Raw genomic sequence first — 23,853 nt, forward strand, 5'->3', positions numbered from 1 at the left:
GTATATTCATTCGATGTGATCCCAAATTAACCGGATGACCGTTCCTTTGCCTAGAGCGGTCTCCACGGTAATCCTGCCTCCCATGGCTTCGATCAACCCTTTGGACACGGCCATTCCAAGGCCTGTTCCATTCGGCGTTGCGGAAGTATCCGTACCCCGGTAATAACGCTCGAACAGCTTGTTTAATGTATCCTCATCCATTCCGGCGCCGTTATCTGCGAACTGTATCGTGAGCCCCTCATCTGCCAAAAGGGTTACGTCAAGCAACGTATCAGGCGGATTATGAAGCAGTGAGTTCGCTGTCAAATTGTTAACGACCCGCTCTAGCCATGGGGTATAGAGCTTAACGATTACGGCTCTGCCGGGTGCATGAAACGTAATTCTACCCATGCCATAGTCGGGGTTGGCGGCTGCTTGCTTAAGCGCTTCTTGCAGCCAGCTATTCAGATCAACTTCCTCTGCCTCCGGCGGACGAACCCCTGTCCTCAGTCGATAAGTCATCGCAAGATCGCTGATCAGCATATCCATATGCGCAGATTTGTCGAGCATATGGCTTGAAAATTCACGTACCTCCTCCGATGACCACTCATACTTAGGCTCCGCCAGCAAATGCGCATATCCCTTAATGGATGACAGAGGCGTTTTCAAATCATGCGTAATTCCGGCGATCCATTCCTCCCGCAAGCTATCGGTTTGACGCCTCATGGCTTGGTCGCGCTGCAGCGTTCCTGAAAGCTTGTCAATCGAGAACATGACATCCGCAAAAACACGGTAACGGCGTCGCCACTTGCCCGATCGCGTTCGGCTATGGGGGACGCCTCGATGATCGGCAGGCTCCTTATACACTCCCTTGCCCAGCGCATCCAGCCAAGTGAGCATATGAAGCATCGGCATGCCGAACCGATGGGCATTCCACAGCGAGAGCAGCAGGAACAGGGCAAGAATGGCGGAGAACATCGTAATAACGGCAATCAGCACCACTTTTACTTCAGCGGGTATAAGCAAGGCATCCCCTCGGGTGCTCCCTTTCGCATTCGGCACGCCGATTATCCATGTACGCCCTGTCTCATCCTCAAAAGCGGAATCGAGGCGGAATCCGTACACGCTATTGTACATCGTTCGAAGCGCCAGCTCCTGGAGCGAGTATGTAGCCGGTATCGATTTAGGTTTATTATAGGAAGCTAGCTCATTGCCGGCTGAATCAAGCAATTGAACGAAACCTTCGATTCGATTGAGCTTCTCCGTAGCCTCATCTGGAAGCAGCAGCTTTCCGTCAGAAGATAATTTCCCGCTGCGGGCAGCAGCATTTAATAAGAGGCCTGTATAGTTAGGAGCACCGTACAGCAGCGTATAGCGCTTGCCGCCTTTATCTTGAATCCACAAATAAAGATGATAAGGAAAAGGTTTTGCTCCTCTCCAAAATGCGATCAGCTCTCCGGGATTATAGCGCAGAGGAACGTCCTTAGGCGTATTGTATGAATTTTCGACCTGGCCATTTTCGTCCAAGCTTTGCAGCCAGCCGCCGTTTTTTTTCACCTGCTCAAGCAGATGCGGATCGAATCGAATGCCATCTTTGCCAAGCTCCGAAGATTCAACAAGCCGTGCAAGCCCTACTGAAGCGAAGTCATGGGAGATGCTAATATCAGCAAAACGTTTGATTACCCAGATGACCGTCATGGAAGCGATTAGAAGGACAACTAAGCCGGCGATTGCGAGCTGAAGAACAAACCGCATCGTCAACTGGCGTCTTATCGTCATGATTAAAGGGTGCTCCTTGCTTCATTTTGAATAAGCTTGTAGCCAAGCCCTCTGACATTGACGATATACTGCGGATTCGACGGGTCCGGCTCAATTCGTTCTCTAATGCGGTGAATATGGACCATAATGGTGTTGTCATCATGAAGGGCATCCTCGCCCCAAACATATTCATAAAGCTCGCTTTTGCTGAAAATACGATTTGGGTTTTTGCACAAAAAGAGCAGCAATTGGAAGACGAGAGCGGGACAGGCAACCGTTTGTTGTTCGACCTTCAGCTCTCCCGCCGCTTCATCGACTTGAAAACGCCCATAATCGTATACCGTGAAAGCTTTGTCTGAGTGCTTATTTGACCCTGTTTCTAGAGCTGCGAAATAACGGCGCAGATGTGATCGGACACGCGCGACGACCTCAAGCGGGTTGAATGGTTTCGTTATATAATCGTCGCCGCCAACGGCAAAGCCGGTCAGCTTATCGAAGTCAGTCGTCCGAGCGGTTAGAAATAAGATCGGGGCATTCGTCGTTTGGCGGAGAAAAGGACAGATGTCGATTCCGCTGCGACCTGGAAGGTGAACATCCAATACGATTAAATCATAGGTTTTTGCTTCGCAGGCAGCGATAGCCGCTTCGCCTGTAGCGGCAGTATCGACATTCGTATATCCCTCCTTGAGGAGTACAGTCATCATTAGCTCTAAAATGGATTGCTCATCATCGACAAGCAAAATAGCTGCATCGTTCATTCTTTCATTCCCTTCACCAAAATCATCGTTTATTCCATCATAGCATGAATTTTTTGGCATAAACGAAACACCGCCTTAACGGAAGCTTAATTCGGTTGCTCACATGCAAGTGGAAAATTAAGGGTGAGGTAATAGAGCGTTTCGCTTGGCATAAGATTCAGTTGTTAAAATAAGCGAGACAAACTGGATTTGAAGGAAGCGGGGAATAAGAAATGAAGAAAGCACGGAGCAGTACGTTTAACGGAGCTATTACGATCAGCAAGACGGTTATGGCAGCAGGCGCGCTTGCAGTTCTGATTACGGCATGTGGAGGGGAAAATAACGCGGTGACAAAAAATGATCCGGCCGGCAGTCCGGCTGTAACCCAGTCTGAAGCAACGGATAATCAAGCTGCGACAGCTCCGCCAGTGGAAGAAGCTTTGAAGCCGGAGGATTTGACTCAAGCCCTGCTTGAAGGCAAATATGAATTGATCTATGAACGAATGAGCAAAGATTTCCAGACGCAATTGTCTAAGGCGGATTTCCTTGCGACTGCAGCCGATTTTACGAAGGGAGTCAAATCCTTTGAGCAGGTTTCTTCCTTGCAGCATAATGGCGGCAAAATGTTAACCTGGGTTAGCGATTCTAAAGCAACCGGCCTTACCGGTGTCTTTGACGGCGAAGGCACGATCTTGGGACTGGAAATCAAGGAGCTTGCCAATTGGCCGGAAACGGATGAGAAAAAGACAAAAATCGTTTACGATTTGCCGCTCCGTGGCGATTGGCTCGTGATCTGGGGCGGAGAGAATGTTCTTATCAACTATCATTATGCGCACGAGAGCCAGCGGTACGCATACGACATCGTAAAGAGCAAGGAGGGGTACTCCTATAAAGGCGATCCATTAAAAAATGAAAGCTATTATGCGTTTGGCGAACCTATACTTGCGCCAGCGGATGGCAAGGTTGTAGCCATCGTGAACGATATTCCGGATAATGAGCCCGTAGGCGTAATGAATGAGAAGGCTCCTGCCGGTAATTCGGTCGTAATTGACCACGGAGGGATTGAATTCAGCACCTTGGCACATATGAAAAAAGGCACCGTCTCCGTCAAGGTGGGCGACCTGGTCAAGCGGGGGGATGAAATCGGAAAGCTCGGCAATTCGGGCAACTCCAGTGAGGCCCATCTCCATTTTCAGGTGTCTAACGGCGCGAATTTGTTTGAGTCACAGTCGATAAATATTAATTGGAAGGATGGAATCCATCCGGTGCAAGGGGAGACGTTAACGTCCTCCAAGTAGAAAATATTACGAATGGAAAAGATCGGATACCTTATATGAATCTCTTAAAAAAGTCGCTTAGGAGCGGCTTTTTTTGTTTGACAGCATCGTTTCTCATCGCCATTTTTGAAAAAAAAGCACCGAGCTTGTCATGCTTGTCAAACTAGTCCGCATATTTGGTCAAGTCCCCTCATAGACATGTTATCAGCCAGTAAAAAACAATGTGCAGAGGGGATGATTACATGCGTCGCATGACATGGACCGCGGCAATATTATTATGTTTTTCATTAGTATTAGCTGCTTGCGGAACGAAGGACGCCGAGTCCGTGGTTAAGGAGCTCGACAAGGTAGTAAACAGCATGGAGAGCTATCAAGGAAGCGGTACGATGACATTGCGGACAGGACAGCAGCCACTTGAGTATAAAGTGGAGGTATCCTACCAAAAGCCGCAATACTATCGGATTAAGCTGACGAATGAAGAGAAGGACATTACACAAATCGTGCTTCGCAATGACGACGGCGTATTCGTACTCACTCCGAAGCTGAATAAAGTGTTCCGCTTCCAAAGCGATTGGCCGCAAAACCAAGGCCAAGTCTACTTGTACCAAACGTTAATTCAAAGCATTCTAGTGGATAATTCACGCCAGTTCGTAATCGATGATAATGCTTACGTGTTTGACGTAATGGCAAATTATAATAACGGCTCCTTGGCCCGCCAAAAAATTTGGCTGAATAAATCGGATTACAAGCCGGTTCAGGTCGAAGTCAGCGACACCAATGCTGCGGTTATGGTTGAAGTGAAATTCGACAAGTTTGATTTTGGGCCAAAATTTGATAAGGCTGTATTCGAGACAGAAGCGAATATGAATGCTGCTCCTTCCAGCCAATCAACAGAAGAGCCGACCATGACTTTGCCTGATGGCGATGGCAATAATGCAGGATCGGGCAATGCAACAAACAACACGGATGGCAATGCAAGCGTTAATGCAAACGAAGATGGGGCAGCACCTGACAACAGCGGCAATCAGACAGAAGAAGACAGCGCCGTAACTGGCGATGATCAAACGAATGGAAGCGGCAATGCGACCGAGGAAGGCGACGATGCTGCGACCGGAGCAAAACCGGATGCAACTGCCGATTTTGCGGCGATGACGCCTACGTATACACCTGACGGCGTAACGCAGCAAGACTTGGTTGACATCGTATTTGGCGGCAATCCGGGTCTAATGACTCGCTTCACAGGCGACTATAGCTACACGCTCATTCAAACGGAGCCAAAAGATCAAGCGGCATCGTATGTGCCGGGTCTGCTCGTAGATCTGGGCTTCACGATGGGTCAGCTCAGCGGCGATGAGCAGCAAACGCTCACTTGGACCTACGAAGGCCATCAATTCAGGCTGACAAGCGCGAATCTGCCTGAATCTGAAATGATTAAGGTCGCGCAATCGGTACAGGGTGAAATCGGGAAATAAAGCGGGAAAACAGCCGAATTTCCAAGACGTACTAGCCATTTCCGGGGTTCGTTTCATTGACAGTCGCAGCAGCAACGTATAACATTATTGCTATTGATGTTTGCTGCTCGGACTGTTATGGCTGCCAGATGAGGAGAAGGTGAAAGGCTTGGATTCGTTTTATCGCCCTACTAGGGTTGAACTGTCATTAGATGCATTACGACATAACTTACAGGCTTTCCGCGATGCGATTCCGGAGGGATGCAAGCTACTTGCTTCGGTCAAAGCGAATGCTTACGGGCATGGCGCGGTGGAAGTGGCGCGTGAAGCGGAACGCTTTGGCGTAGATTATTTTGGAGTCGCTTTTCTTGATGAAGCTTTGCAATTACGGAATGCAGGCATCCAAACCCCGATTCTCGTGTTAGGTTTCGTGGCTGCGGATGCCTTGTCTGTTGCAAGAGAGCACAATGTGACGATCAGTTTGTTTAGAGATGACATTTTGGAGGCAGCCGCCAAGCTGCCCGCTGATAGCAGCGGACGCAAGCTTAAGGTGCATATCAAGATCGATTCCGGCATGGGACGGCTTGGCGTGATCGGAAAGGACGCAGCAATATCCTTTATCGAGAAAGCTTTGCAAGTACCGCAGCTTGAGGTCGAAGGGATGTTTACGCATTACGCCCGCGCAGATGAGACTGACAAAAACTATACGAAGCTGCAATACGACCGTTTTCGTGAAGTAGCTGAATATGTGGAACGGCAGGGTCTGCCTATCCCGATTATTCATGCGGCAAACAGCGCAGCGGGCATAGACACACCCTATTATGCAGGAGACATGCTGCGGCTCGGTATCAGTATGTACGGTTTATTGCCGTCTGACGAGGTTAACCAGAAGCGTATTGAGCTTGAGCCTGTCATGGCGCTCAAAACAGAAGTCGTGATGGCCAAAACAGCACCAGCGGGCTGGGGAATCAGCTACGGCACGCGTTATGTAACAGAAGGAGAAGAGCGTATCGGAACGCTTCCGATAGGGTATGCTGACGGCTTCAGCCGAATGCTCTCAGGCAAGGCGCATGCCTTAGTTCGCGGCGTGAAAGTACCGGTGCTTGGCACCATTTGTATGGACCAATGCATGATAGCGCTTGATCCTGCTGTTACGGAAGCAGCACCATTGCCGGTTGAGCCGGGCGAAGAGGTTGTGCTTATTGGCCGCCAGGGTGATTCGTTTATTACAGTGGAAGACATGGCAGAGCAGCTTGGTACGATTAATTATGAGGTTATTTGCATGCTTGCCGGACGATTGCCTCGCGTATACGTCAGCGGAGGCCAAATAATGGCAACTCATAACTCCTTATCACTGATTTAAATCAAATTAGCAAAATCTTCATTTTGCATTATTTCGTAAAAGAAGAGGATTTTCGCCAAATCCCACGAATGTAGTAAGGTAGATCATCTATAAGGACTATACATGAAAACATACAGCATATTTGATATACGGCGATCATAGATATGTTGAAGTATAGCGACGGCAATATATTGTCATAATGAGTATTATGGTTTTGGAAAAGTTTTGGGGGTGCGAGTTCGGTGGCCAATGTACAAAATACCAAAAGAATCATGATTAGCCTGCCAGATCATTTGCTGGAAGAGGTTGACGGGATTGTTGCTAAGGAAAACTCCAACCGCAGCGAATTTATTCGGCAAGCCATGAAGCTGTATTTGGTGGAGCGCAAAAAACGTCAAATTCGAGAATCCATGCAGCGCGGGTATATGGAAATGGCGAAAATAAACCTGAACATGGCCTCGGAAGCTTTTCAAGCGGAGGAAGAAGCAGATCATACGTTAGGCCGTCTCGTTAGCGGGGTGTAGAGGTTGATTGTAAAACGCGGAGATGTGTTTTTTGCGGATTTATCGCCAGTCGTCGGATCGGAGCAGGGCGGTGTTCGCCCCGTACTGGTCATTCAGAATGATATTGGTAATCGCTTCAGCCCTACGGTCATCGTAGCTGCGATCACCGCTCAAATTCAAAAGGCTAAGCTGCCTACTCACGTTGAGATGGATGCGGCAGCCCATGGATTTGATCGTGATTCCGTTGTGCTTCTTGAGCAAATTCGAACGATTGATAAGCAGCGCCTCACCGACAAAATTACGCATTTGGATGACGAAACGATGCGTAAGGTTGACGATGCTTTGTTGATTAGCGTTGGATTAATTGATTTTTAGTAAAATGGAAGCTATTTGGCGTCTTGAAGAGGGTTCCTCTTGCCGAATGGCTTTTTTTGTCGGCTTTCGTTGAAAATTGATAAAATAAGGAAAAAAATGATAGACAAATGAAAGTTCAATTTGCTATTATGAACTCAAATACGTATAGCTAACCTTATATATGAGCTTTATTATGCGAAGAACGCACGCGGTACGCCTTAGATGGCTGCTGGTGCGTTCTTTTTTTATGCTCAGAGAGGAGTGGAGATGAAGAGGAGACGGAATGCGATTATTAGCATTACGGCCGCCGTATTATCGGCAAGTCTGGTTTATGGCATGTATGAGCTGCAGCGGATTCAAATCAAGAAGGAGGAGACGGTCGCCGTTCTTGTTCCGAAACGGTTTATCGGAGCGGGCGAGCGACTGAAGGAAAGCGACCTGGAGTATCGAATGGTGCCGCAGGCTGCTTTTGTCTCCGATATGGTCAACAAGCTGGAGCTAGCTGTCGGCAAGGAGACCGCAATCCCATTAGGCAAGGGAGAGCCGCTATTGCTTTGGAAGGTCAACGATTTTTATTTGCAGCCCAAGCGAACCGAATCGACCTTTCAAATTCCGAAGGAATATATCCGCTCGATATCAAACGGAATTAGAGCGGGTGACAAGGTGCTGCTATATGCATCGGGAGAGAACTCGCCCTCTATGCGGCTTTTCCCAGAAGCGGTTACGGTAGCTTCGGTAAAGACATCGGGCAATGTGGAAATCGACAATATGGACAATCCGAATTTATTCTCGCTAGCCGAGGGAAACAAGGAGCAAATGTATGCTTCTAGGCGAGAAGCTAACGGGATGATCGATTACTTAAACGTTAATTTGTCGGAGGAGCAATGGCTGAAGCTGGATAGCGTATGCAAGAGCGGCGAGTTGAAGCTGGTCGTAGCTTACAGCCCGTTGTCGCTTGATCTGTTAACTGGCGGGGAGGATGAATCGTGAGCGAAGCTTTGGCGCCTATAGCCGTTTTTATTGGTACAACGCCCAATATTGGAACGACGACAGCGGCGTTTGCAGCAGCTTACCGGATAGCGGAAGCAAGCGGCAAGCCAATCGGCTATTTATGCCTCAATCTCAAAAGCGCGAAGATCCATCGCTATATAGGCGTTGATGAGCCGCTCGTTACGCTGGATAAGCTTCGTCCGGAGCTGCGCTCGCTTACGCTGACGCCGGATAAGCTGCGCAGAGCTGCTTACCCTGTGCCCGGCCAGTCTAATCTGCAGGTGCTGTTCGGCAATCTCATGAGGGATCAAGCCGAGTATTTCACGCCGGAGGAAGCGGAGCATCTGCTTACGATCGCTGAGCAGGCGTTCTCGCTTATTGTTTTGGACGTAGGCGCTTATTGGGATAATGCGGCTACCATATGCTCGCTGCGCAGAGCGGGATCGCGAATTCTCGTTACCACACCGGCCTTGTCGCATTTTCAAGAGGACGGCAAGCGCTGGATAGGCCAGGTATCCCCGTTATTCGGGGTTGCGCCTCGGCAATACGAAACAGTCCTCATCAATAGTCCTTGGAGAAATGGAGGTTATCAGATGAAGCATATTTGCAAGGAGCTTGGAACGTCTGCGCTTGGCCAGATTCAATTGAGCGAGCCGGTTTTCAGCCAATTGGACAACGGTACCTATGCGCAGTGGCTGAAGGAGGATGAGGAAGGGAAGCAAACGATGCGGGAGCCGGCTCATGCGATTATGAAGCGGCACGGCATTCGGGGGATGTCGTCATCGAGATCGGTTCAGCCGTGGTATCGGAAGCTGCTTGCGCATCGCAGCGGTACAAGCTCGTGACGGCGCAGCAAAACCGTTTTTCACCCTCGGAGTTTGCTGCGCAAATGCAATCGGAGAAGCTGAGCAGCGAAGCGGCGGCATCGGAGGTTCCCTATCTGAGCGCGGATGCGCAAGGCGAGTTCGCCAAGCTTGCAGACGATATCAGAACCTATTTAAGCGCTCCTCATGGGCTAGGCGAGGAGGAACGCAGGCAATACAGCGAGACGCTGAATCGTGCCGTGCTTGGTTACCCGCAGGAGCGTGAGCAGGTGCTCGCAGTCATTACAGACCGCTTGATAAGGCTGCGGATCCACGGGGCCGTAAATGTGCAGCATCCTTTTCAATCGCTTGCTGAAGCATTGTTTGCAGAAGTAATCGGCCTAAGCGTGCTAGAGCTCGTGCTAGCCGACAAGGAGGGGCTAGAGGAAATACAAGTTGTTGGTGAGCGGATCTTCATCGTGAAGAATGGATTAACGACGCCGTCTCCTTTCCGATTTGACAACATTCGTGAAGTAGAGCGCATCCAGCAAAATTTGGTTCTCTACAATAATGATCGCATCAATCCGCGCAAGCGATGGGCCGAGGTCATGCTGCAAGACGGTTCAAGGGTGACGATGACCGGTTTTGGCTTTACGGCGAGCCCAACCTTGACGATCCGCTTCTACACCGTGCGCAGCTTTAGCTTGGCGACGCTGTGCATGCCTGCTTATCGGACGATGAACGATCGGGTGCAGCGGTTGCTCAGAGCGATTCTGGCTGCAAGGCTCAACCTTGTCATCATTGGGCCAACCAATTCAGGCAAAACCAATCTGATGAAGGCGATGATCGCGGAGCTTCCGGACGAGGAGCGGATCATTACGATCGAAGGCCGATTCGAGATGATGCTCGGACGTGATTTTCCAAGTAAAAATATAGTGGAGTACATGGCGGATGAAGAGGATTCCTATCATCGCTCAGACCAGGCGTTTAAGCTCGCGCTCAGGCAGTCGCCGCAGCGAATCATCCATGCCGAAATACGCGACGTGGACGCGAATATATACGTTCGTGCCTGCACGCGCGGCCATTCTGGAAGCATGACGACTGTCCATGCCAACAGGCTTGAGGATGTGCCGGAGGCGATTGCGGATATGTGCATGCTCGATGGAAGGGGAATGAATGCCGAGCGCCTCTCCAAACGAATAACACAATATGTAACAGAGATAGGCATTGAAATGAGCTATCTTGGCGGACGGCGGGTAATCAGCAGGATTGGCGAGCTATGCTGGGAGGCTGGGCAAATCTTCGTGAGAGACTGGGTACGGTTCGACGAGGCGAAGGATGATTGGCTGTTCCCATCTCCCCCATCGCCAAGAGCGAAGCTGGCAACCAATAATGGGGGTGATACGGATGAATAAACTTTCGACAGCAGCGGCGGCATGTTTATTGTTTTGTTTGTTTTTTATCGCATTGTACAACCTGTTTTTAATTTGGTCGAGGGAGCAGCAGCTCAGAAGCAAGCTGTCATACCAAGCCGGTAGAGACTGGCGGAAGCTGCTGATTGCACGGTTTAAACGGCTGGAATGGCTTCAGCAGCATTTGGCTGAACGATTAGAAACGCTCCAATTGAAGATGACGCCGCTTGCCTTTGCTTATCTATCCGGCTTGATGCTGCTTACAGGAATCGCGTCAGGCGGTGTTTTTTTTCAAAGCGTAAAAGGTACTTTAATATTCGGCGGCGTGCTGGGCGCCTTGCCTTATACGGTTTTGATGACGATGCTCATCCATCGACGGATGCAGACGCAAATGGATTTTTTGCCTGCGGTTGAGCTTTTTTATCAGTGCTACCTCGTGACGGGCGAGCGGCAGATCCGGATCGCGCTGCAGCGTACGGTGGAGGAGAGAAGATTGCTTGGACCGATGCAATCGGTATTTGAGCAGCTTTATCGCAACCTGTCCGTTCGAGGCGACGATGAGGCGAGTCTGAGACTGCTTGCCGCATCGCTAGGCCATGTTTGGGCGGACTATTTCGTTAATATTTTGCGAGTGGCGCTTGTAGAGGGTGTGCCCGTCACAGACAGCTTGAAGGAGCTTCTGATCGATATGCGCAAGGCGAGACGCGCGAATGAGCAGGAACGGAATCGATTGCTGGAAATACGCGTCGCGAACTTCTCGCCGCTGCTGTTCCTCGCTTTATTTATCGGAATCAACCTTCGTTATAACAAGGATAACTCCTACTATTACTACATCGTTGATGCCGAGGGACGAGATATGCTGCTGAATGCGATGGTACTCATTTTTGCTTCGTTTCTGATGGGGCTATGGCTCTCGCGCAAAAAGATGTGAAAGGAGAAAGCAAATGCCGCTTTGGACAGAGCATATGGTTCGCCTCGTTTTGATGATAGGCCAGTATGTATTCGGGGCAGCGGCGATTTATGCGATGCTGCAGCTTTTGCCGCAGCGTCCAGCCCGGTGGAAGCATCTGGCCGTATTGAGCTGGCGAACGAAGGAAGCGCCGGCAAAATGGCTTAAGCTGCTTCGCATATCGAGACAGCATTCCTCTTTCATGGAAAGAGAGCTGCTGCTCGCGGGCTGCGGAGTAACGGCGGACGCCGCGTGGTACGTGATCGCGAGGCGGCTTTTGCTGCTTGCTGCCCAAGGGCTCATTCTTTTTGCCGCCGTATGGCATGAACAAATAAATGCATTTGTCCCCATGACCTACATCGTTCCAGGCTTGTTGCTTGCCATGCTGTTCTTATCTATCGACCTCGTGTGGCTGCGATCCATTCATAAGCTGCGCGCCCTTCAGGTGACCAAAGAAATATTTTCAGTGAGCAAGCAGCTGCTTTACCTGTCCGATTCCTCGCTGCATCTCCATGCAAAGCTGCTGCGCTGCATCCCTTTTACGAAAACGATGCGCCATGAGTTGGAGCAGCTTCTTGCCGAATGGTATCACGATGCAGGCGAAGCGCTGCAGCGATTCAAGCAAAGGCTCGGAACGGATGAAGGCTTAAGCTTTGTAGAAACGCTAGACGCACTGCGCCTGCATGAGAGTCCGCAATACTATGAGCTGCTGCGCGTACGGATTGAGGATTACAAGCAAAAAATCGATTTAGCTAAGGAAAGCCGTAAGGAATCAACCTCTTATTTCTTGTTTATTATCGCAGGCATCCCGATTTTGTACACCTTTCAGGTGTTTATTTATCCGTGGGTGAGAGAGGGGCAGAAGCTGTTTCAGTCCCTTAGTTAACGAATGGTGATGGCATACGAAAGGAGGTGGTAGCATGCGCAATATTTTGATGACGGTTATGATGCTTGTTGTCGTTATTGTTCTATTCAATACAATCATCGCCCAGGACACGACAGGAACTAGAAGCCAAATTACGTCGCAAGGAACTTCAGCTAATACGCGTATCAGCGAGCTTCTCCCATAGGCTGGGGACTTGTAGTTGCAAATGTGCGGAGGTGTCCATATATGCGGGGAATACTCGTATCGATGCTGCTGCTTATTACCGTCATTCTTCTTTATCAATCGGTCGCAGAGGGCGACGGCGGGATGAAGCAGCAGATCGATGGAGCGGGCGGCTCAATCAGCGACCACATAAGAGGAATAGACCCATGAAGCAAATTTTAATTTTTGTCTTGTTTGCAGCGCTATTATGCTGGATTATGTTCTCTCCTATTTACAAGCATGTTTTCATCGTCAGGCAAGCCGTTCTGCAGCAGGAGGTCGATTATTTACTGGAAATCGGAGCAAGCGGAAATTATGGCTACATCAGCGAGCAAATGCAAGAGCAGTCCAGGCAGCGTCTAGCCCGATTTGGCATGCGGGCTGACGACATCGCCTTTGAGCTTGCTGCAACTAGCGGGCTAGCCGCTTCCGATCCGAATGCACCATTAGTTCGGGGAACAGGCATTTCGCTAACGATTAGCTATCCGTATGAGAATTTATTTGAAATTGACCGATTAATTGGTTTGACGCCGCCAATGCCAGATGAGCGGATGCGGGCATTTGGAATGAAAATGAGCGAATATGTGCCATGATAGAAGGAAGCGGGTGAATCGATGTACAAGCTGCTGCTTATCGTAGTGATGATGACGGTATGGATTTCGATTCATCTGCTGCAAGTGGAGGAGGAGCTTGCCATGAAAGCTTTATTTCAAGGCAAGCATGCGGTTAATCGAGCTGCGCATGCGGCAGCGCAGCAGCTTGATCCGGCAGCGCTTAGCGAAGGCTTGTTAAGGCTGGAGCCTGATGCTGCGGCAAATGCTGCGGCTTTATATTTGCAGGAGAACCTAAAGCTGGACGCAGGAGGCGTCCCTTTGCCGGAATCATTTCTGAAGGAGCGCGTATATGTTGCCGTATTTAAAATCGTGAATGCGGATCAAACTTTTCCTTATGCTTATCGAAATGATGCCTATAACTATGAGGTCACGCTGAAGCGGCCGGGCGTCATTATGATCGTACATATCGCTTATCCGCGTGCCTTTCGTATTTTGGACGCAATTGAATGGAATATAAAGGGGGCTGCCGAGCTCGTTGCAGGTTGACGGGAAACTGGATAATTGATGTAATAAGGGGAGGGAACTTATTTAGGAGCTGATTATTGATATGATGGACATACTTCCGGACATTCCTGCCGAGCTTATCAAGCAGAGAATCCGTTCTTTACAGATAGCGATGAAGGCAGAGCAAATCGATGCTTTTTTGCTCACTCAAAATGTTGATCTTTACTATTTAAGCGGGTCTATGCAAAATGGATATTTGTTCGTTCCAAGCACGGGCGAGCCTACCTTTTACGTTCGGCGCAGCGTATCGCGCGCGAGACAGGAGACAGTTGTTCAGGTGGCAGAGCTTGGTGCTTTTCGTCTTTTTGGAGAAACGCTGGCGCAGAACTATCCGTATTTGTTTGTTAAAGGATCTGAGCTGCGAATAGCAGCCGATCTGGATGTGCTTCCTGCGCAGCTTTACATAAAGCTCTCCGAGCTACTTGGCAAGGCGGGCCGCTGCGAGCTGATAGACGGCTCAGCCATCATTCGCACGCTGCGCATGATTAAAGCGCCTTGGGAGGTAAGCCGGATTGAAGCGGCTGCAGAGGTTGTAGCAGAAGCGCTGAACGAGGCATTAGACGAATTGAAGGAAGGCATCTCCGAGCTAGAGTGGATGGCGCGCGTGGAGTATGAGCTTCGCATGCGCGGGCATATCGGCTTAATGCGAATGCGAGGCTACAATCAAGAGATTACGACCGGCATGGTCATTTCGGGAGCAGCGGCGGCGATTCCATCTTATTTTGACGGACCGGCAGGCGGCCTTGGTCTTGGAGCTTCGTCACCGCAAAGCGTTAGCAGGTCGATTATTAAACGTAACGAGCCTATTCTAATCGATATCGGCTGTTGTGTAGACGGATATGTCATCGATCAGACTCGTACGGCCGTGATTGGCGAGCTATCGGAAACGCTTCAGCATGCATATGAGGTATCGGAAGCCGTTATTGGCGCGGCAGAGCGGCTCATGGTTCCCGGCACGCTTTGTTCAAAGCTGTACGAGGACGCATTAGCTAGATGCGCTGCTGCGCAGTTATCGGATCATTTTATGGGATTCGGCGCGGATCAAGCCAAGTTTTTAGGACATGGCATTGGACTTGAAATCGATGAATGGCCGGTGCTTGCCAGAGGCTTTCAGACGCCGCTGGCGGCGGGCATGGTCATTGCCGTAGAGCCAAAATTCACTTTTCCAGGTCAGGGCGTCGTTGGCATTGAGAACAGCTACTTCATTTCGGAGCAAGGTGCCAAAGCGCTCACAAAAACGAAGGCGGAGCTTATTGTTTTGCCTTAGACCAATGAAAGGGGGATCGATCAAATGGATCGGGAGTTGACCAAACGGCTTCACCGTGATTACATAACCGTTTATCGCATTACTGAGCTCATTACAAACGGCATATTTCTGGCTCTAATCATCGCCTATTTTACGATGGCGATCATTTGGGATTGGACGCTTGTCCCCGGCTGGATCGCTCTATTCATTTTTATCGTTACAGCGATACTTTTTACCTGGACATTTCCTCAAATGATGACGACAAGATTTCGATACGAGCTGTTTGATGATGAGATTGAAATACAAACTGGCCTTATCTTCATAAAAAATGTACTCGTTCCAATGGTTCGGGTACAGCATGTCGAGCTTGAAAGCGGGCCGCTCATGCGCAAATACGATCTGGCCAGCGTATCGATTGTAACTGCTGCTACCACGCATCAAATTAAGGGCTTAAAACAGAGCGAGGCGCAGCAGTTGAAACGGCAAATCGGGATATTGGCTAAGGTGGATGATAAGGATGAGTGAGCGCCGTACGCTTCATCCCATTTACATTTTATTCGGGCTGCTGAATACGATTAAAGGGTTCATTCCCGTTATATTGATTGGTTTAGTTAGAGGCAAGGATTGGAGCGGTCTTGCATGGTATTGGTATGCAGGCGCTTCCGCGCTGGCAGCGGTCATACTCGTGTTCAGCTATTTGGAGTGGCGGCGTTTTGGCTTTTGGCTGGAAGAGGACCGGATCATCATCCGCAAGGGCTGGATGTTCCGGGACGAGAAGACGATCTATTATGGACGCATCCATTCCGTAAATGTGGAGCAGCCTTTTATCCAACGGATACTTAGAGTAGCGCAGGTTAAGATCGAGACGCCTGGCGGCAACAAGAAGGCAGACGGCATTTTGCCGGCACTCTCCCTTGAAGCGGCGAATGACATCCAGCAAATACTGAGAAGGCAAGCTTCGTCTAAAGCCCAGCCTGCTGACGCTGCAGCGCTTGTAAACGCTGTACCGGAAAGCGTGTCAGCGGAGCAGCAGCTGGTTGTCAAAATGAACGACAAGCCGCTCACGCAGGCGGCTCCAGCTGAACCAAGCAGGAAAATGCCTGCCATTACGCTAAATGCAACACAGCTGATTCAAGCGGCAGCGACCTCGATGAACTTTGGACTCGTTGCGGCGTTTATGGTCGGTTTGTTTTCTTTGGCGGATGATCTCGTCAATGTGCTTCTGCCAGACCATTTTTTCGAGAACGTCGTTAAAGATTCAGCTAGCTTAATGACAAACTTTATTCTTATCTTTGTTTTGATCGTAGCCGGAATTGGCTTCGCATGGCTGCTTTCAATCGTATTGTATGTTTTAAAATACAGCGGCTTCTCAGTAAAGAAGGATGGCAGACAAATTTCAGTCTCCTACGGGCTGCTGGAGAAAAAAACGTTCGTATTTGATCCCAAAAAGGTGCAGGCTGTCGTCATCAAGGAAGGATTGCTTCGCCAAGCCTTTGGTTATGCTGAAATACAGCTTCAGATCGTGTCGTCGGACAAGAAAGAGCAGCTAATGCTGCATCCTTTTCTCAAACGCTCTGCGATTCAGCAGGTGCTGAACGATTTTGTTCCGCAGGTAAAGCTTCCTCCCAATGCTCATATAACGGGCGCTCCGAAGCGCGCGCTGCTATACTACGTTAGAATAGAGCTTCTGTTTACTTTGCTCGTATGCGCCGCGTTCATTCTATTTTTTAAAGCTGGCGGTTTATGGTCGCTGCTGCTCGTGCCTATCGTTCTATGGTGGAGAAAAAGCAGTTATAACGCGGCAGGCGTTAAGCTGGACGAGGGCCAATTGACGCTTCGCAATCGGTTTGTTTCGAGAACCACTTATCTGATTCGGCGTCCTCAGATTCAAACGATGCGGGTGAACCGTACGATTGGGCAGCAGCGCAAGAAGCTGCTAACGCTTTCGGTACGTACGATGGGAAGCCCGTTTGATTACAGCGTAAAGTGTCTTGACCGCAAGGATGTTGAACCCGTATGGCATTGGTACAGCCGCAGTCAACGCAAGACATAAAATAAATGATGCCTATAAACAGCTGCTGAAGAGCTTGCCGCTTCCGCAGTTGTTTTTTTTATAAGACGAATTGTCAAGCTAAGTGCGACACCTCTTCCATGAAGGCTTTGTGAGCCGACCTCCACCCGAGACATTTACGAGGGCGGTTGTTAATTAAACGAATGGCAACGGTGAGTTGGTCATCGGTAACGGAAGCGAAGTCATGCCCTTTGGGGAAGAATTCCCGAAGAAGACCGTTTGCGTTCTCGTTAGAGCCTCTCTGCCAAGAGGAATAGGGATCGGCGAAGTAGACCTTTAAGTTATGCACAGCTTCTAGGCTCGCGTAGCAAGCAAACTCTTTGCCACGATCAGTTGTGGCCGTCTGGCAGGTGCCACGTGGGTATTGGCTGAGCATGACACCAAAGGCGACCTCCATCGAGTGRGCCGTTCGATCAGGCATCTTCAGTGCAACGTACAGTCGCGTCTTTCGCTCGATGAAAGTAGCAGCGCAGGCCTTGCTTTTGCCACGGCTGGAAACCACGGTATCAAGCTCCCAATGACCGAACGTCGTACGCTTACGGACTTCTTTCGGTCGCTTGCTGATCGGCGTACCGACGAGGAAGCGACCACGTGTTTCCATCGGCTTTTGACGCTTGCCCTTATGTCGCAGCACGTTGACTCCCGCAGTGAGGCGCCCCCCGTATAGCCATCTGTAGATCGTCTTGAAGCAAACGAAGGGTTTCCCTTCGATACGACGCTTCTCGGCGATCTGCTCAGGGGACCAGGTTTCCAGCAGCTTTAGATTGAGTTCTTCGGCAAGTGCCTTAGTATATTTGCCGACAGGCACGCTAGAAGCTCTTCGCTCATGGGACTCTTCTTGGGCAGAACTAGCCGTATAAGTTCCGTTCTTCTTACTGCCGCTACGTGCTATTTCTCGTGCGATAGTAGAAGGATGTCGACCCAGCTCATGCCCAATCTTGCGACATGACCAGCCCAATCGATGCAACGCTTCTAGTTGTCCTCGTTCAATTATGTTAAGATGGAAGTAGCTCATGATGGTTTCTCCTGTACAAAATGGTGGTGTGGTAACTTCCATTTTACACGAAGCCTTCATGAGCCTTTTGTTTTTCTAGGTGTCGCACTTCATATTACAATTCGTCATAAAAAAAACTTTCTGACCAGAGTGAACGAAATGAAACCATTAAACGTCATAGCTATAACCGGTTGAACAAAAGGAGGTTACGCGCTCGTGCATGACGAGACGGGACTGATTAAACAAGCAGTTCGCGGCGATTCGCGAGCGCTCTCTGAACTGCTGAGACAGCATTATTCTTTTTTATATCAATACGTGTTAAAGGTTACGATGAACAAAACCCGTGCGGAGGATATTACGCAGGAGACGATGCTGAAGGCAATTGAGAAAATAGCGACTTTTCAATATAAAGCTAAATTTTCGACATGGCTCATTACGATTGCATCGAGACTCGTCGTCGACCGCATTCGTCGCAATGAGCTGGAGAAGAATTGGATCCAGTCGGAGCAGTCGATGCATGCTATACGTTTTGAAACGTTGCAGCGCGGGGATGATTGGCCGGCAGCGCTTCAAGCGTTAGGCGAGTTAAGCAGCGATATCCGAATACCGGTGCTGCTCAAGTATTATTACGGCTATGCGCAGGAGGAGATCTCCACCATGCTGGACATTCCCGTAGGAACGGTAAAATCAAGGCTGCATAATGGTTTGAAGCAGCTGCGGAAGGAGCTAACGGAGCATGAAGAAGCCTAAAGAGGAAGATTACGATCAGCAGTGGTTCGACGATCAGTTTAAAGAAGCGGTGAACCGTTTTGACGCCACTCATGCACCGAACGTTCCCGATCTGCAGCAGTTCGAGGCATTCGTAGAGGGGCGTAAGCAAGAGATGAAGCGGGGGTTATGGAAGGAGCTCCTCTTGTTCTGGCTGACGGCCTGCCTTGTTTTAGGCTTGATGCTGTGGATGCTGGACCGGAGCTGGGTCTGGTTTGCCGTCCTTCAAACTCTCATTGCAGCAGGTGGCATCGGATTTGTCAGCATCACATTTGGCCGAAGGAAGGTACGGACATGGAGGAGCTAAAGGTTTTACCCATTTGGGCTTGGATACTGCTCGCCGCTGTGCTGATCGCGCAATCGACTTGGTTATTTGTTGACGCTCGAAAAAGGGACAGCATGCCTTGGCTTTGGGGCATCTGGGGTTTAATCCAAACGCCGATGCCGCTTGTGTTTTATTTCATATTTGTGCGAAGCGGCTGGTTCCGCCGCAACAGGAACAAGGACAAGTAGCAGCTAGGCTGCCTTTAAATAAGTAAGGAGGTCATTTGGATGAAGTATGATCAAATCGAACTATCGCAAATCTTGCCTATCGTTGCGCCTATTATCGTTATCCAGTTGATATTGATGGTGATCGCATTGATCTTATGCATGAAAGCCGAGAGCACGCGCGGGCCTAAGTGGATGTGGGCGCTCATTATTATATTTGGGAATATTATTGGACCGATTGCTTTCTTTATAGCAGGAAGGAGGAACGAGCGATGAGCACACTGCTTAAGGTGAAAGGCTTAACCCAGACATTCGGTGCGGTAAAAGCGGTAGCAGGCATCGATTTCTCGATAACCGAAGGCCACTGCGTTGCGCTGCTTGGACCTAACGGCGCAGGGAAGACAACGACGATTCGGATGATTACGGGCTTGCTTAAGCCGACGGCGGGACAACTCGAATTTCAGGGTTCGGCTCAAGGGATTAATCATCGGGCGCTTATCGGCTATCTTCCGCAAGCCCCATCCTTCTATCCATGGATGACGGGAATCGAATACGTCATTTATGCGGGAAGATTATGCGGCCTTAGCGCCGCAACCGCAAAAACACGCGCGAAGGAGCTTTTAGAGCGGGTTGGAATTTCTGGCGCCGCCAAGAGACGGATCGGCTCCTATTCAGGAGGCATGAAGCAGCGTCTTGGCCTTGCTCAAGCGCTTGTGCATCAGCCTCGGCTGCTTGTTATGGATGAGCCGGTATCGGCGCTGGATCCGCTTGGCCGCAGGGAGGTGCTTGAGCTTCTGCGAGAGCTGAAGCAGGAAACGACGGTGCTGTTCTCCACGCATGTGCTGCATGATGCGGAGGAGCTATGCGATGATGTCATCATTATTCGAAATGGGCAGGTGGCGCTGCAAGGGGAAATTGAGACAATCCGCAAGGACCATCGCCAACCGGTCATTGAGCTCCAGCTTGAGCGTGACTCGAAGTCTGAGAGCTGGCTAAACTCTTATATGGCGCGCATTCTTCCAAAGGGGAGTGCTGAAGGCAAGGCTAGCTTATTTCAGTCTGTCCAGTTGGAGAATGGGATCGCACGCTTCACCGTTAACGAAGTGGATGCAGCAAGGCGCAGCTTGTTGGAGGAGCTGACCAGAGAGCAGGTTAAGGTAAGCAGATTGGAAGTCGGCCATACGACACTAGAGGATTTATTTATGAAAGTGGTGACCCAATGAGTACGAAGGCGCTAGGACATGTTCATCGCGGAACGATGGAGCGGGCTTATTCATCCCATTTCACCCGTTTTACCGTCATGGTTCAGAAGGAGCTGCTGGAGCTGGTTCGAAGCTACAAGCTGCTTTGGGTACCGCTTGTTTTTATATTGCTTGGCATCATGCAGCCAGTGTCAACTTATTTTATGCCGATCATATTAGAGAAAGCCGGCAGCCTGCCGGAAGGAACGGTTATTGAAATTCCGATGCCGAACGGTTCTGAAGTGCTTGCTCAAACGCTCCAGCAATTCGGCACGCTAGGCGTTCTTGTTATTGTACTCGTCTGCATGGGCACGGTGTCGGGTGAGCGCAATAGCGGTACGGCTTCGCTCATCCTTGTGAAGCCGGTTTCCGTGCTCTCCTTTATAAGCTCCAAATGGACGGCGATGCTGCTCCTTACTTGGGGCGCTTTGACTCTGGGCTATTTTGCTGCCTGGTATTATACAGCACTTTTATTTGATGAAGTTTCTTTCTCCAAAATGATCGGCAGCTTGCTCATATTCGGCTTATGGCTGTCGTTTCTGGTTACGCTCACGATTCTCTTCAGCGCGTTGCTGCGCAGTCCGGCAGCGGCGGCTTTCACGGCGCTTGGCGGCGCGGTTGCGCTTACGCTGCTGGCAAGCCTTTTCCCAGAGCAGCTCTGGTGGAGTCCGGGCGCGCTGAGCGGCTTTGCTTATGCATCGGTGTCCTCAGGGATAGTAAATGTTAGTCGATTCGGTTTGGCGGTAACGCTGACCATTATCGGGATTGCAGCCGCCGTTGCCTTATCCGCATGGGTGCTTCGCAGAAGCTCGGCAGTCGAATAAAAGGAAGCCAACTCTATCAACTCATTCTTCGATTGGACACCGCTATTATTTTTTAGTAGGATAGTAGTGAAAGAATCAGCGGCGAAGAAACAGGAGTTGAGGACGATGCTACAATTAGGCACAAAGGTCGTCATAGTGGCTGACCAATATGAACAAAACCTTCCCATCGGAGAACATGGTTATATAATAGCTTACGACCGCAATGCGGATAATGTATTTGATTATGTGCTGAGAGTCCCATCGGCTAATCGGAACTTCCTTATTCCTGATGAAGACGTGGAGCTTGAAGAGGTGCTTATTCAGGATGAGGTTGACCGCATCGAGCGGGAGGCGCTAATCGATTTTGCGCTTGCGACTCATAATGAGGAATTGTTTAAACGCATTATGAATGGCGAGAACGAGATCGAGCCAGAACCGGAAAATACGGGCAAGGAACCGCTTAGCCCAGCGGACTTTATTCGTCAGGTTAATCTAAAAGCTTGGATTTAAGCAGCAAAAGACCAAATCGGACTGTTCTGTATGTCAGCGTGCTGACAAACGGATCAGTCTTTTTTTGCGCAAAAAGAGGAACTTGCCGTTTACATTGATGTTCGCCCTAATTGTGAGATATAATAGGAAGAATGATTACAGGAATAGGAAAGGAAGAATACCTGATGAGCATTACGCCCAAGGATGTAGAGCATGTCGCCAGACTGGCGCGGTTAGAGCTTTCCGATTCGGAGAAGGATCAGTTTACGGAGCAGCTCAATGCTATTTTGAAATATGCGGAAAAGCTTGATGGCTTAGACACGGAAAATGTCGAGCCGACCAGCCATGTGCTGCCTATTACGAACGTTATGCGTGCGGATGAGAAACGCCCGTCGCTGCCGATCGAAAAGGTGCTGCTCAATGCGCCTGATGAAGAGGATGGACAATTTAAAGTACCTGCGGTGCTTGAATAATACGAATGGGTTTTATATGAAGGGAGGAACTACTGTTGGCACTGTTTGATTTGCGCCTGCAGGATGTACATAACAAGCTTAACAATAAGGAACTGTCTGTTTCTGAGCTGGTTAGCGCATCATATGCGAGAATTGCAGAGACCGAGCCTGCTATCCAGGCTTTTATTACATTGAATGAAGAGAATGCGCGCTTGCAGGCTTTCGAGCTGGACAAGCAATTGCAAGAGGGCGGCGAACGTGGTTTGCTGTTTGGCTTGCCGGCGGGTGTGAAGGACAATATTGTGACGGAAGGGCTGCTTACGACTTGCGCGAGCCAATTTCTAAGCAATCACAATCCAATTTATGACGCTACAGTAGTAAGTAAACTTAAAGCGGCTCAATCGGTTACGATTGGCAAGCTGAATATGGATGAATTCGCTATGGGCGGCTCGAACGAGAACTCAAGCTACTATCCAACACGCAATCCTTGGAATACGGATTATGTGCCCGGCGGCTCAAGCGGCGGCTCCGCGGCGTCTGTTGCTGCGGGTCAAGTGTACTTCTCCCTTGGCTCCGACACAGGCGGCTCGATTCGTCAGCCGGCAGCGTATTGCGGAATCGTGGGCTTGAAGCCGACGTACGGACTTGTTTCGCGCTTTGGCCTAGTCGCTTTCGCGTCATCCCTTGACCAGATCGGCCCGCTTACCAAAAACGTAGAAGATTCCGCTTACGTGCTGCAAGCTATTGCAGGCTACGATGCAGGCGATTCGACATCTGCAAACGTGGAAATTCCGGACTATACGTCAGCATTGACTGGCGATGTTAAAGGGCTGCGCATCGGCGTTCCTAAGGAATACCTCGGAGCGGGTATTGACCCTCGCGTCAAAGAAGCGGTGCTCAAAGCATTGTCGGTATATGAATCGCTTGGCGCGACATGGGAAGAGGTTTCGCTTCCGCATACGGATTATGCGATCGCTACCTATTACCTGCTCGCTTCCTCGGAAGCTTCATCGAACTTGGCCCGTTTTGACGGCGTACGCTACGGCGTTCGTGCGGACAACCCGGCCAATTTGATCGATTTGTACAAAAAGTCTCGCAGCGAGGGCTTTGGCCCCGAAGTGAAACGCCGGATTATGCTTGGTACGTATGCGCTTAGCTCCGGATACTATGATGCTTATTACTTAAAAGCACAGAAGGTGCGGACACTGATCAAGCAAGATTTTGACCAAGTGTTTAGCCAATATGATCTAATCATCGGGCCTACGGCTCCGACACCGGCGTTCCGTATTGGAGAGCAGGTTGGCGATCCGTTAACGATGTATTTAAACGATATTTGTACGATACCGGTAAGCTTGGCGGGCGTTCCTGCTATAAGCGTGCCGTGCGGTACGGCTGACGGCTTGCCGATCGGCTTGCAAATTATCGGGAAGGCGTTCGACGAATCGACGGTGCTGCGCGCCGCTCATGCGTTCGAGCAGCACACGGAGCATCATAAACAACGTCCGCAGCTATAAGCGGTCATATATACGTTTACGAAGGG

At 49.9% G+C, this 23,853-nt stretch carries 29 protein-coding genes; 26 read left to right on the top strand and 3 right to left on the bottom strand.

All coding sequences use genetic code 11. The features are described from left to right. Window positions 1–6: 6 nt before the first annotated feature. Together ADU23_RS14065 and ADU23_RS14070 are read right to left on the bottom strand one after the other, a co-directional pair. Window positions 7–1,758, bottom strand: a complete 1,752-nt coding sequence (locus ADU23_RS14065) for a sensor histidine kinase (RefSeq protein WP_053374315.1) — start codon at window positions 1,756–1,758, stop codon at window positions 7–9. Between the two features lie 2 nt (window positions 1,759–1,760). Then, window positions 1,761–2,495 (bottom strand): response regulator transcription factor, encoded by a 735-nt coding sequence (locus tag ADU23_RS14070; protein ID WP_053377629.1) that lies wholly within the window; start codon window positions 2,493–2,495, stop codon window positions 1,761–1,763. Between the two features lie 212 nt (window positions 2,496–2,707). Between ADU23_RS14070 and ADU23_RS14075 the strand changes: the two genes are divergently transcribed. From ADU23_RS14075 to ADU23_RS14145, 17 genes are all read left to right on the top strand, one after another. Further along, window positions 2,708–3,772, top strand: a complete 1,065-nt coding sequence (locus ADU23_RS14075) for a M23 family metallopeptidase (protein WP_082311097.1) — start codon at window positions 2,708–2,710, stop codon at window positions 3,770–3,772. Window positions 3,773–3,993: 221 nt separating this feature from the next. After that, window positions 3,994–5,223: an outer membrane lipoprotein-sorting protein gene (locus tag ADU23_RS14080; RefSeq protein ID WP_053374316.1), complete on the top strand. Its 1,230-nt coding sequence runs from the start codon at window positions 3,994–3,996 to the stop codon at window positions 5,221–5,223. 148 nt (window positions 5,224–5,371) lie between these two features. After that, a complete protein-coding gene (alr, locus tag ADU23_RS14085) occupies window positions 5,372–6,565 on the top strand; it encodes an alanine racemase (RefSeq protein WP_053377631.1) in 1,194 nt (397 codons plus the stop codon). A gap of 221 nt (window positions 6,566–6,786) precedes the next feature. Next, window positions 6,787–7,068: a CopG family ribbon-helix-helix protein gene (locus ADU23_RS14090; RefSeq protein ID WP_028609437.1), complete on the top strand. Its 282-nt coding sequence runs from the start codon at window positions 6,787–6,789 to the stop codon at window positions 7,066–7,068. A 3-nt stretch (window positions 7,069–7,071) separates the two neighbouring features. Further along, entirely contained in the window at window positions 7,072–7,422 is a 351-nt protein-coding gene (locus ADU23_RS14095) for a type II toxin-antitoxin system PemK/MazF family toxin (protein WP_028609438.1), read from the top strand. 246 nt (window positions 7,423–7,668) lie between these two features. Beyond that, window positions 7,669–8,391 carry an SAF domain-containing protein gene (locus ADU23_RS14100; RefSeq protein ID WP_053374317.1) on the top strand — a complete coding sequence of 241 codons (723 nt, stop codon included), beginning with the start codon at window positions 7,669–7,671 and terminating at the stop codon, window positions 8,389–8,391. Continuing rightward, window positions 8,388–9,236: a hypothetical protein gene (locus ADU23_RS14105; RefSeq protein ID WP_053374318.1), complete on the top strand. Its 849-nt coding sequence runs from the start codon at window positions 8,388–8,390 to the stop codon at window positions 9,234–9,236. The genes ADU23_RS14100 and ADU23_RS14105 overlap by 4 nt, the downstream gene beginning before the upstream one ends. Beyond that, entirely contained in the window at window positions 9,191–10,609 is a 1,419-nt protein-coding gene (locus ADU23_RS14110) for an ATPase, T2SS/T4P/T4SS family (RefSeq protein ID WP_231637379.1), read from the top strand. The genes ADU23_RS14105 and ADU23_RS14110 overlap by 46 nt, the downstream gene beginning before the upstream one ends. Further along, window positions 10,602–11,537: a type II secretion system F family protein gene (locus tag ADU23_RS14115; protein WP_053374319.1), complete on the top strand. Its 936-nt coding sequence runs from the start codon at window positions 10,602–10,604 to the stop codon at window positions 11,535–11,537. Before ADU23_RS14110 ends, ADU23_RS14115 begins: the two co-directional genes overlap by 8 nt. A 13-nt stretch (window positions 11,538–11,550) precedes the next feature. Continuing rightward, window positions 11,551–12,441 (top strand): hypothetical protein, encoded by an 891-nt coding sequence (locus ADU23_RS14120; protein ID WP_053374320.1) that lies wholly within the window; start codon window positions 11,551–11,553, stop codon window positions 12,439–12,441. A 34-nt stretch (window positions 12,442–12,475) separates the two neighbouring features. Further along, window positions 12,476–12,625, top strand: coding sequence for a hypothetical protein (locus ADU23_RS33185; protein ID WP_176707837.1), 150 nt, complete (start codon window positions 12,476–12,478; stop codon window positions 12,623–12,625). A gap of 41 nt (window positions 12,626–12,666) precedes the next feature. After that, complete coding sequence (locus ADU23_RS32785) at window positions 12,667–12,813, top strand: hypothetical protein (protein ID WP_157265781.1); 147 nt, start codon at window positions 12,667–12,669, stop codon at window positions 12,811–12,813. After that, window positions 12,810–13,235, top strand: a complete 426-nt coding sequence (locus ADU23_RS14125; protein ID WP_053374321.1) for a hypothetical protein — start codon at window positions 12,810–12,812, stop codon at window positions 13,233–13,235. Before ADU23_RS32785 ends, ADU23_RS14125 begins: the two co-directional genes overlap by 4 nt. Before the next feature lie 21 nt (window positions 13,236–13,256). Further along, on the top strand, window positions 13,257–13,742 hold the full coding sequence (locus ADU23_RS14130) for a hypothetical protein (protein ID WP_053374322.1): 486 nt from the start codon (window positions 13,257–13,259) through the stop codon (window positions 13,740–13,742). Window positions 13,743–13,806: 64 nt separating this feature from the next. After that, a complete protein-coding gene (locus ADU23_RS14135; RefSeq protein WP_053377633.1) occupies window positions 13,807–15,027 on the top strand; it encodes a M24 family metallopeptidase in 1,221 nt (406 codons plus the stop codon). Between the two features lie 24 nt (window positions 15,028–15,051). Beyond that, complete coding sequence (locus ADU23_RS14140) at window positions 15,052–15,531, top strand: PH domain-containing protein (protein ID WP_053374323.1); 480 nt, start codon at window positions 15,052–15,054, stop codon at window positions 15,529–15,531. After that, a complete protein-coding gene (locus ADU23_RS14145; RefSeq protein ID WP_053374324.1) occupies window positions 15,524–17,059 on the top strand; it encodes a PH domain-containing protein in 1,536 nt (511 codons plus the stop codon). The genes ADU23_RS14140 and ADU23_RS14145 overlap by 8 nt, the downstream gene beginning before the upstream one ends. 73 nt (window positions 17,060–17,132) lie before the next feature. Here ADU23_RS14145 and ADU23_RS14150 read toward each other — a convergent pair whose 3' ends face one another. Beyond that, the gene (locus ADU23_RS14150; RefSeq protein ID WP_053374325.1) at window positions 17,133–18,092 is read right to left on the bottom strand and encodes an IS30 family transposase; all 960 of its coding nucleotides are present in this window, start codon (window positions 18,090–18,092) and stop codon (window positions 17,133–17,135) included. Between the two features lie 195 nt (window positions 18,093–18,287). On the opposite strand from ADU23_RS14150, the gene sigY reads away from it, so the two are divergent. The 9 genes from sigY to gatA all read left to right on the top strand — a co-directional run bounded on the left by sigY (window position 18,288) and on the right by gatA (window position 23,827). Continuing rightward, window positions 18,288–18,821: an RNA polymerase sigma factor SigY gene (gene sigY, locus ADU23_RS14155; RefSeq protein ID WP_053374326.1), complete on the top strand. Its 534-nt coding sequence runs from the start codon at window positions 18,288–18,290 to the stop codon at window positions 18,819–18,821. Beyond that, a complete protein-coding gene (locus ADU23_RS14160; RefSeq protein ID WP_053374327.1) occupies window positions 18,808–19,146 on the top strand; it encodes a YxlC family protein in 339 nt (112 codons plus the stop codon). The genes sigY and ADU23_RS14160 overlap by 14 nt, the downstream gene beginning before the upstream one ends. After that, window positions 19,134–19,352 carry a hypothetical protein gene (locus ADU23_RS14165; RefSeq protein WP_053374328.1) on the top strand — a complete coding sequence of 73 codons (219 nt, stop codon included), beginning with the start codon at window positions 19,134–19,136 and terminating at the stop codon, window positions 19,350–19,352. The genes ADU23_RS14160 and ADU23_RS14165 overlap by 13 nt, the downstream gene beginning before the upstream one ends. Window positions 19,353–19,391: 39 nt before the next feature. Further along, window positions 19,392–19,604 carry a PLD nuclease N-terminal domain-containing protein gene (locus ADU23_RS14170; RefSeq protein ID WP_053374329.1) on the top strand — a complete coding sequence of 71 codons (213 nt, stop codon included), beginning with the start codon at window positions 19,392–19,394 and terminating at the stop codon, window positions 19,602–19,604. Continuing rightward, entirely contained in the window at window positions 19,601–20,551 is a 951-nt protein-coding gene (locus ADU23_RS14175; protein ID WP_053374330.1) for an ABC transporter ATP-binding protein, read from the top strand. The genes ADU23_RS14170 and ADU23_RS14175 overlap by 4 nt, the downstream gene beginning before the upstream one ends. Further along, window positions 20,548–21,393, top strand: coding sequence for an ABC transporter permease (locus ADU23_RS14180; RefSeq protein ID WP_053374331.1), 846 nt, complete (start codon window positions 20,548–20,550; stop codon window positions 21,391–21,393). The genes ADU23_RS14175 and ADU23_RS14180 overlap by 4 nt, the downstream gene beginning before the upstream one ends. 105 nt (window positions 21,394–21,498) lie before the next feature. Continuing rightward, the gene (locus tag ADU23_RS14185; protein WP_053374332.1) at window positions 21,499–21,882 is read left to right on the top strand and encodes a hypothetical protein; all 384 of its coding nucleotides are present in this window, start codon (window positions 21,499–21,501) and stop codon (window positions 21,880–21,882) included. 164 nt (window positions 21,883–22,046) lie between these two features. Next, complete coding sequence (gene gatC / locus ADU23_RS14190) at window positions 22,047–22,334, top strand: Asp-tRNA(Asn)/Glu-tRNA(Gln) amidotransferase subunit GatC (protein WP_053374333.1); 288 nt, start codon at window positions 22,047–22,049, stop codon at window positions 22,332–22,334. 35 nt (window positions 22,335–22,369) lie between these two features. Then, complete coding sequence (gene gatA / locus ADU23_RS14195; protein ID WP_053374334.1) at window positions 22,370–23,827, top strand: Asp-tRNA(Asn)/Glu-tRNA(Gln) amidotransferase subunit GatA; 1,458 nt, start codon at window positions 22,370–22,372, stop codon at window positions 23,825–23,827. The last annotated feature ends 26 nt before the right edge of the window (window positions 23,828–23,853 follow it).

Origin of the sequence: Paenibacillus sp. FJAT-27812 (genome assembly GCF_001273905.1) — a bacterium.
In the GTDB taxonomy this organism is placed as follows: domain Bacteria; phylum Bacillota; class Bacilli; order Paenibacillales; family Paenibacillaceae; genus Pristimantibacillus.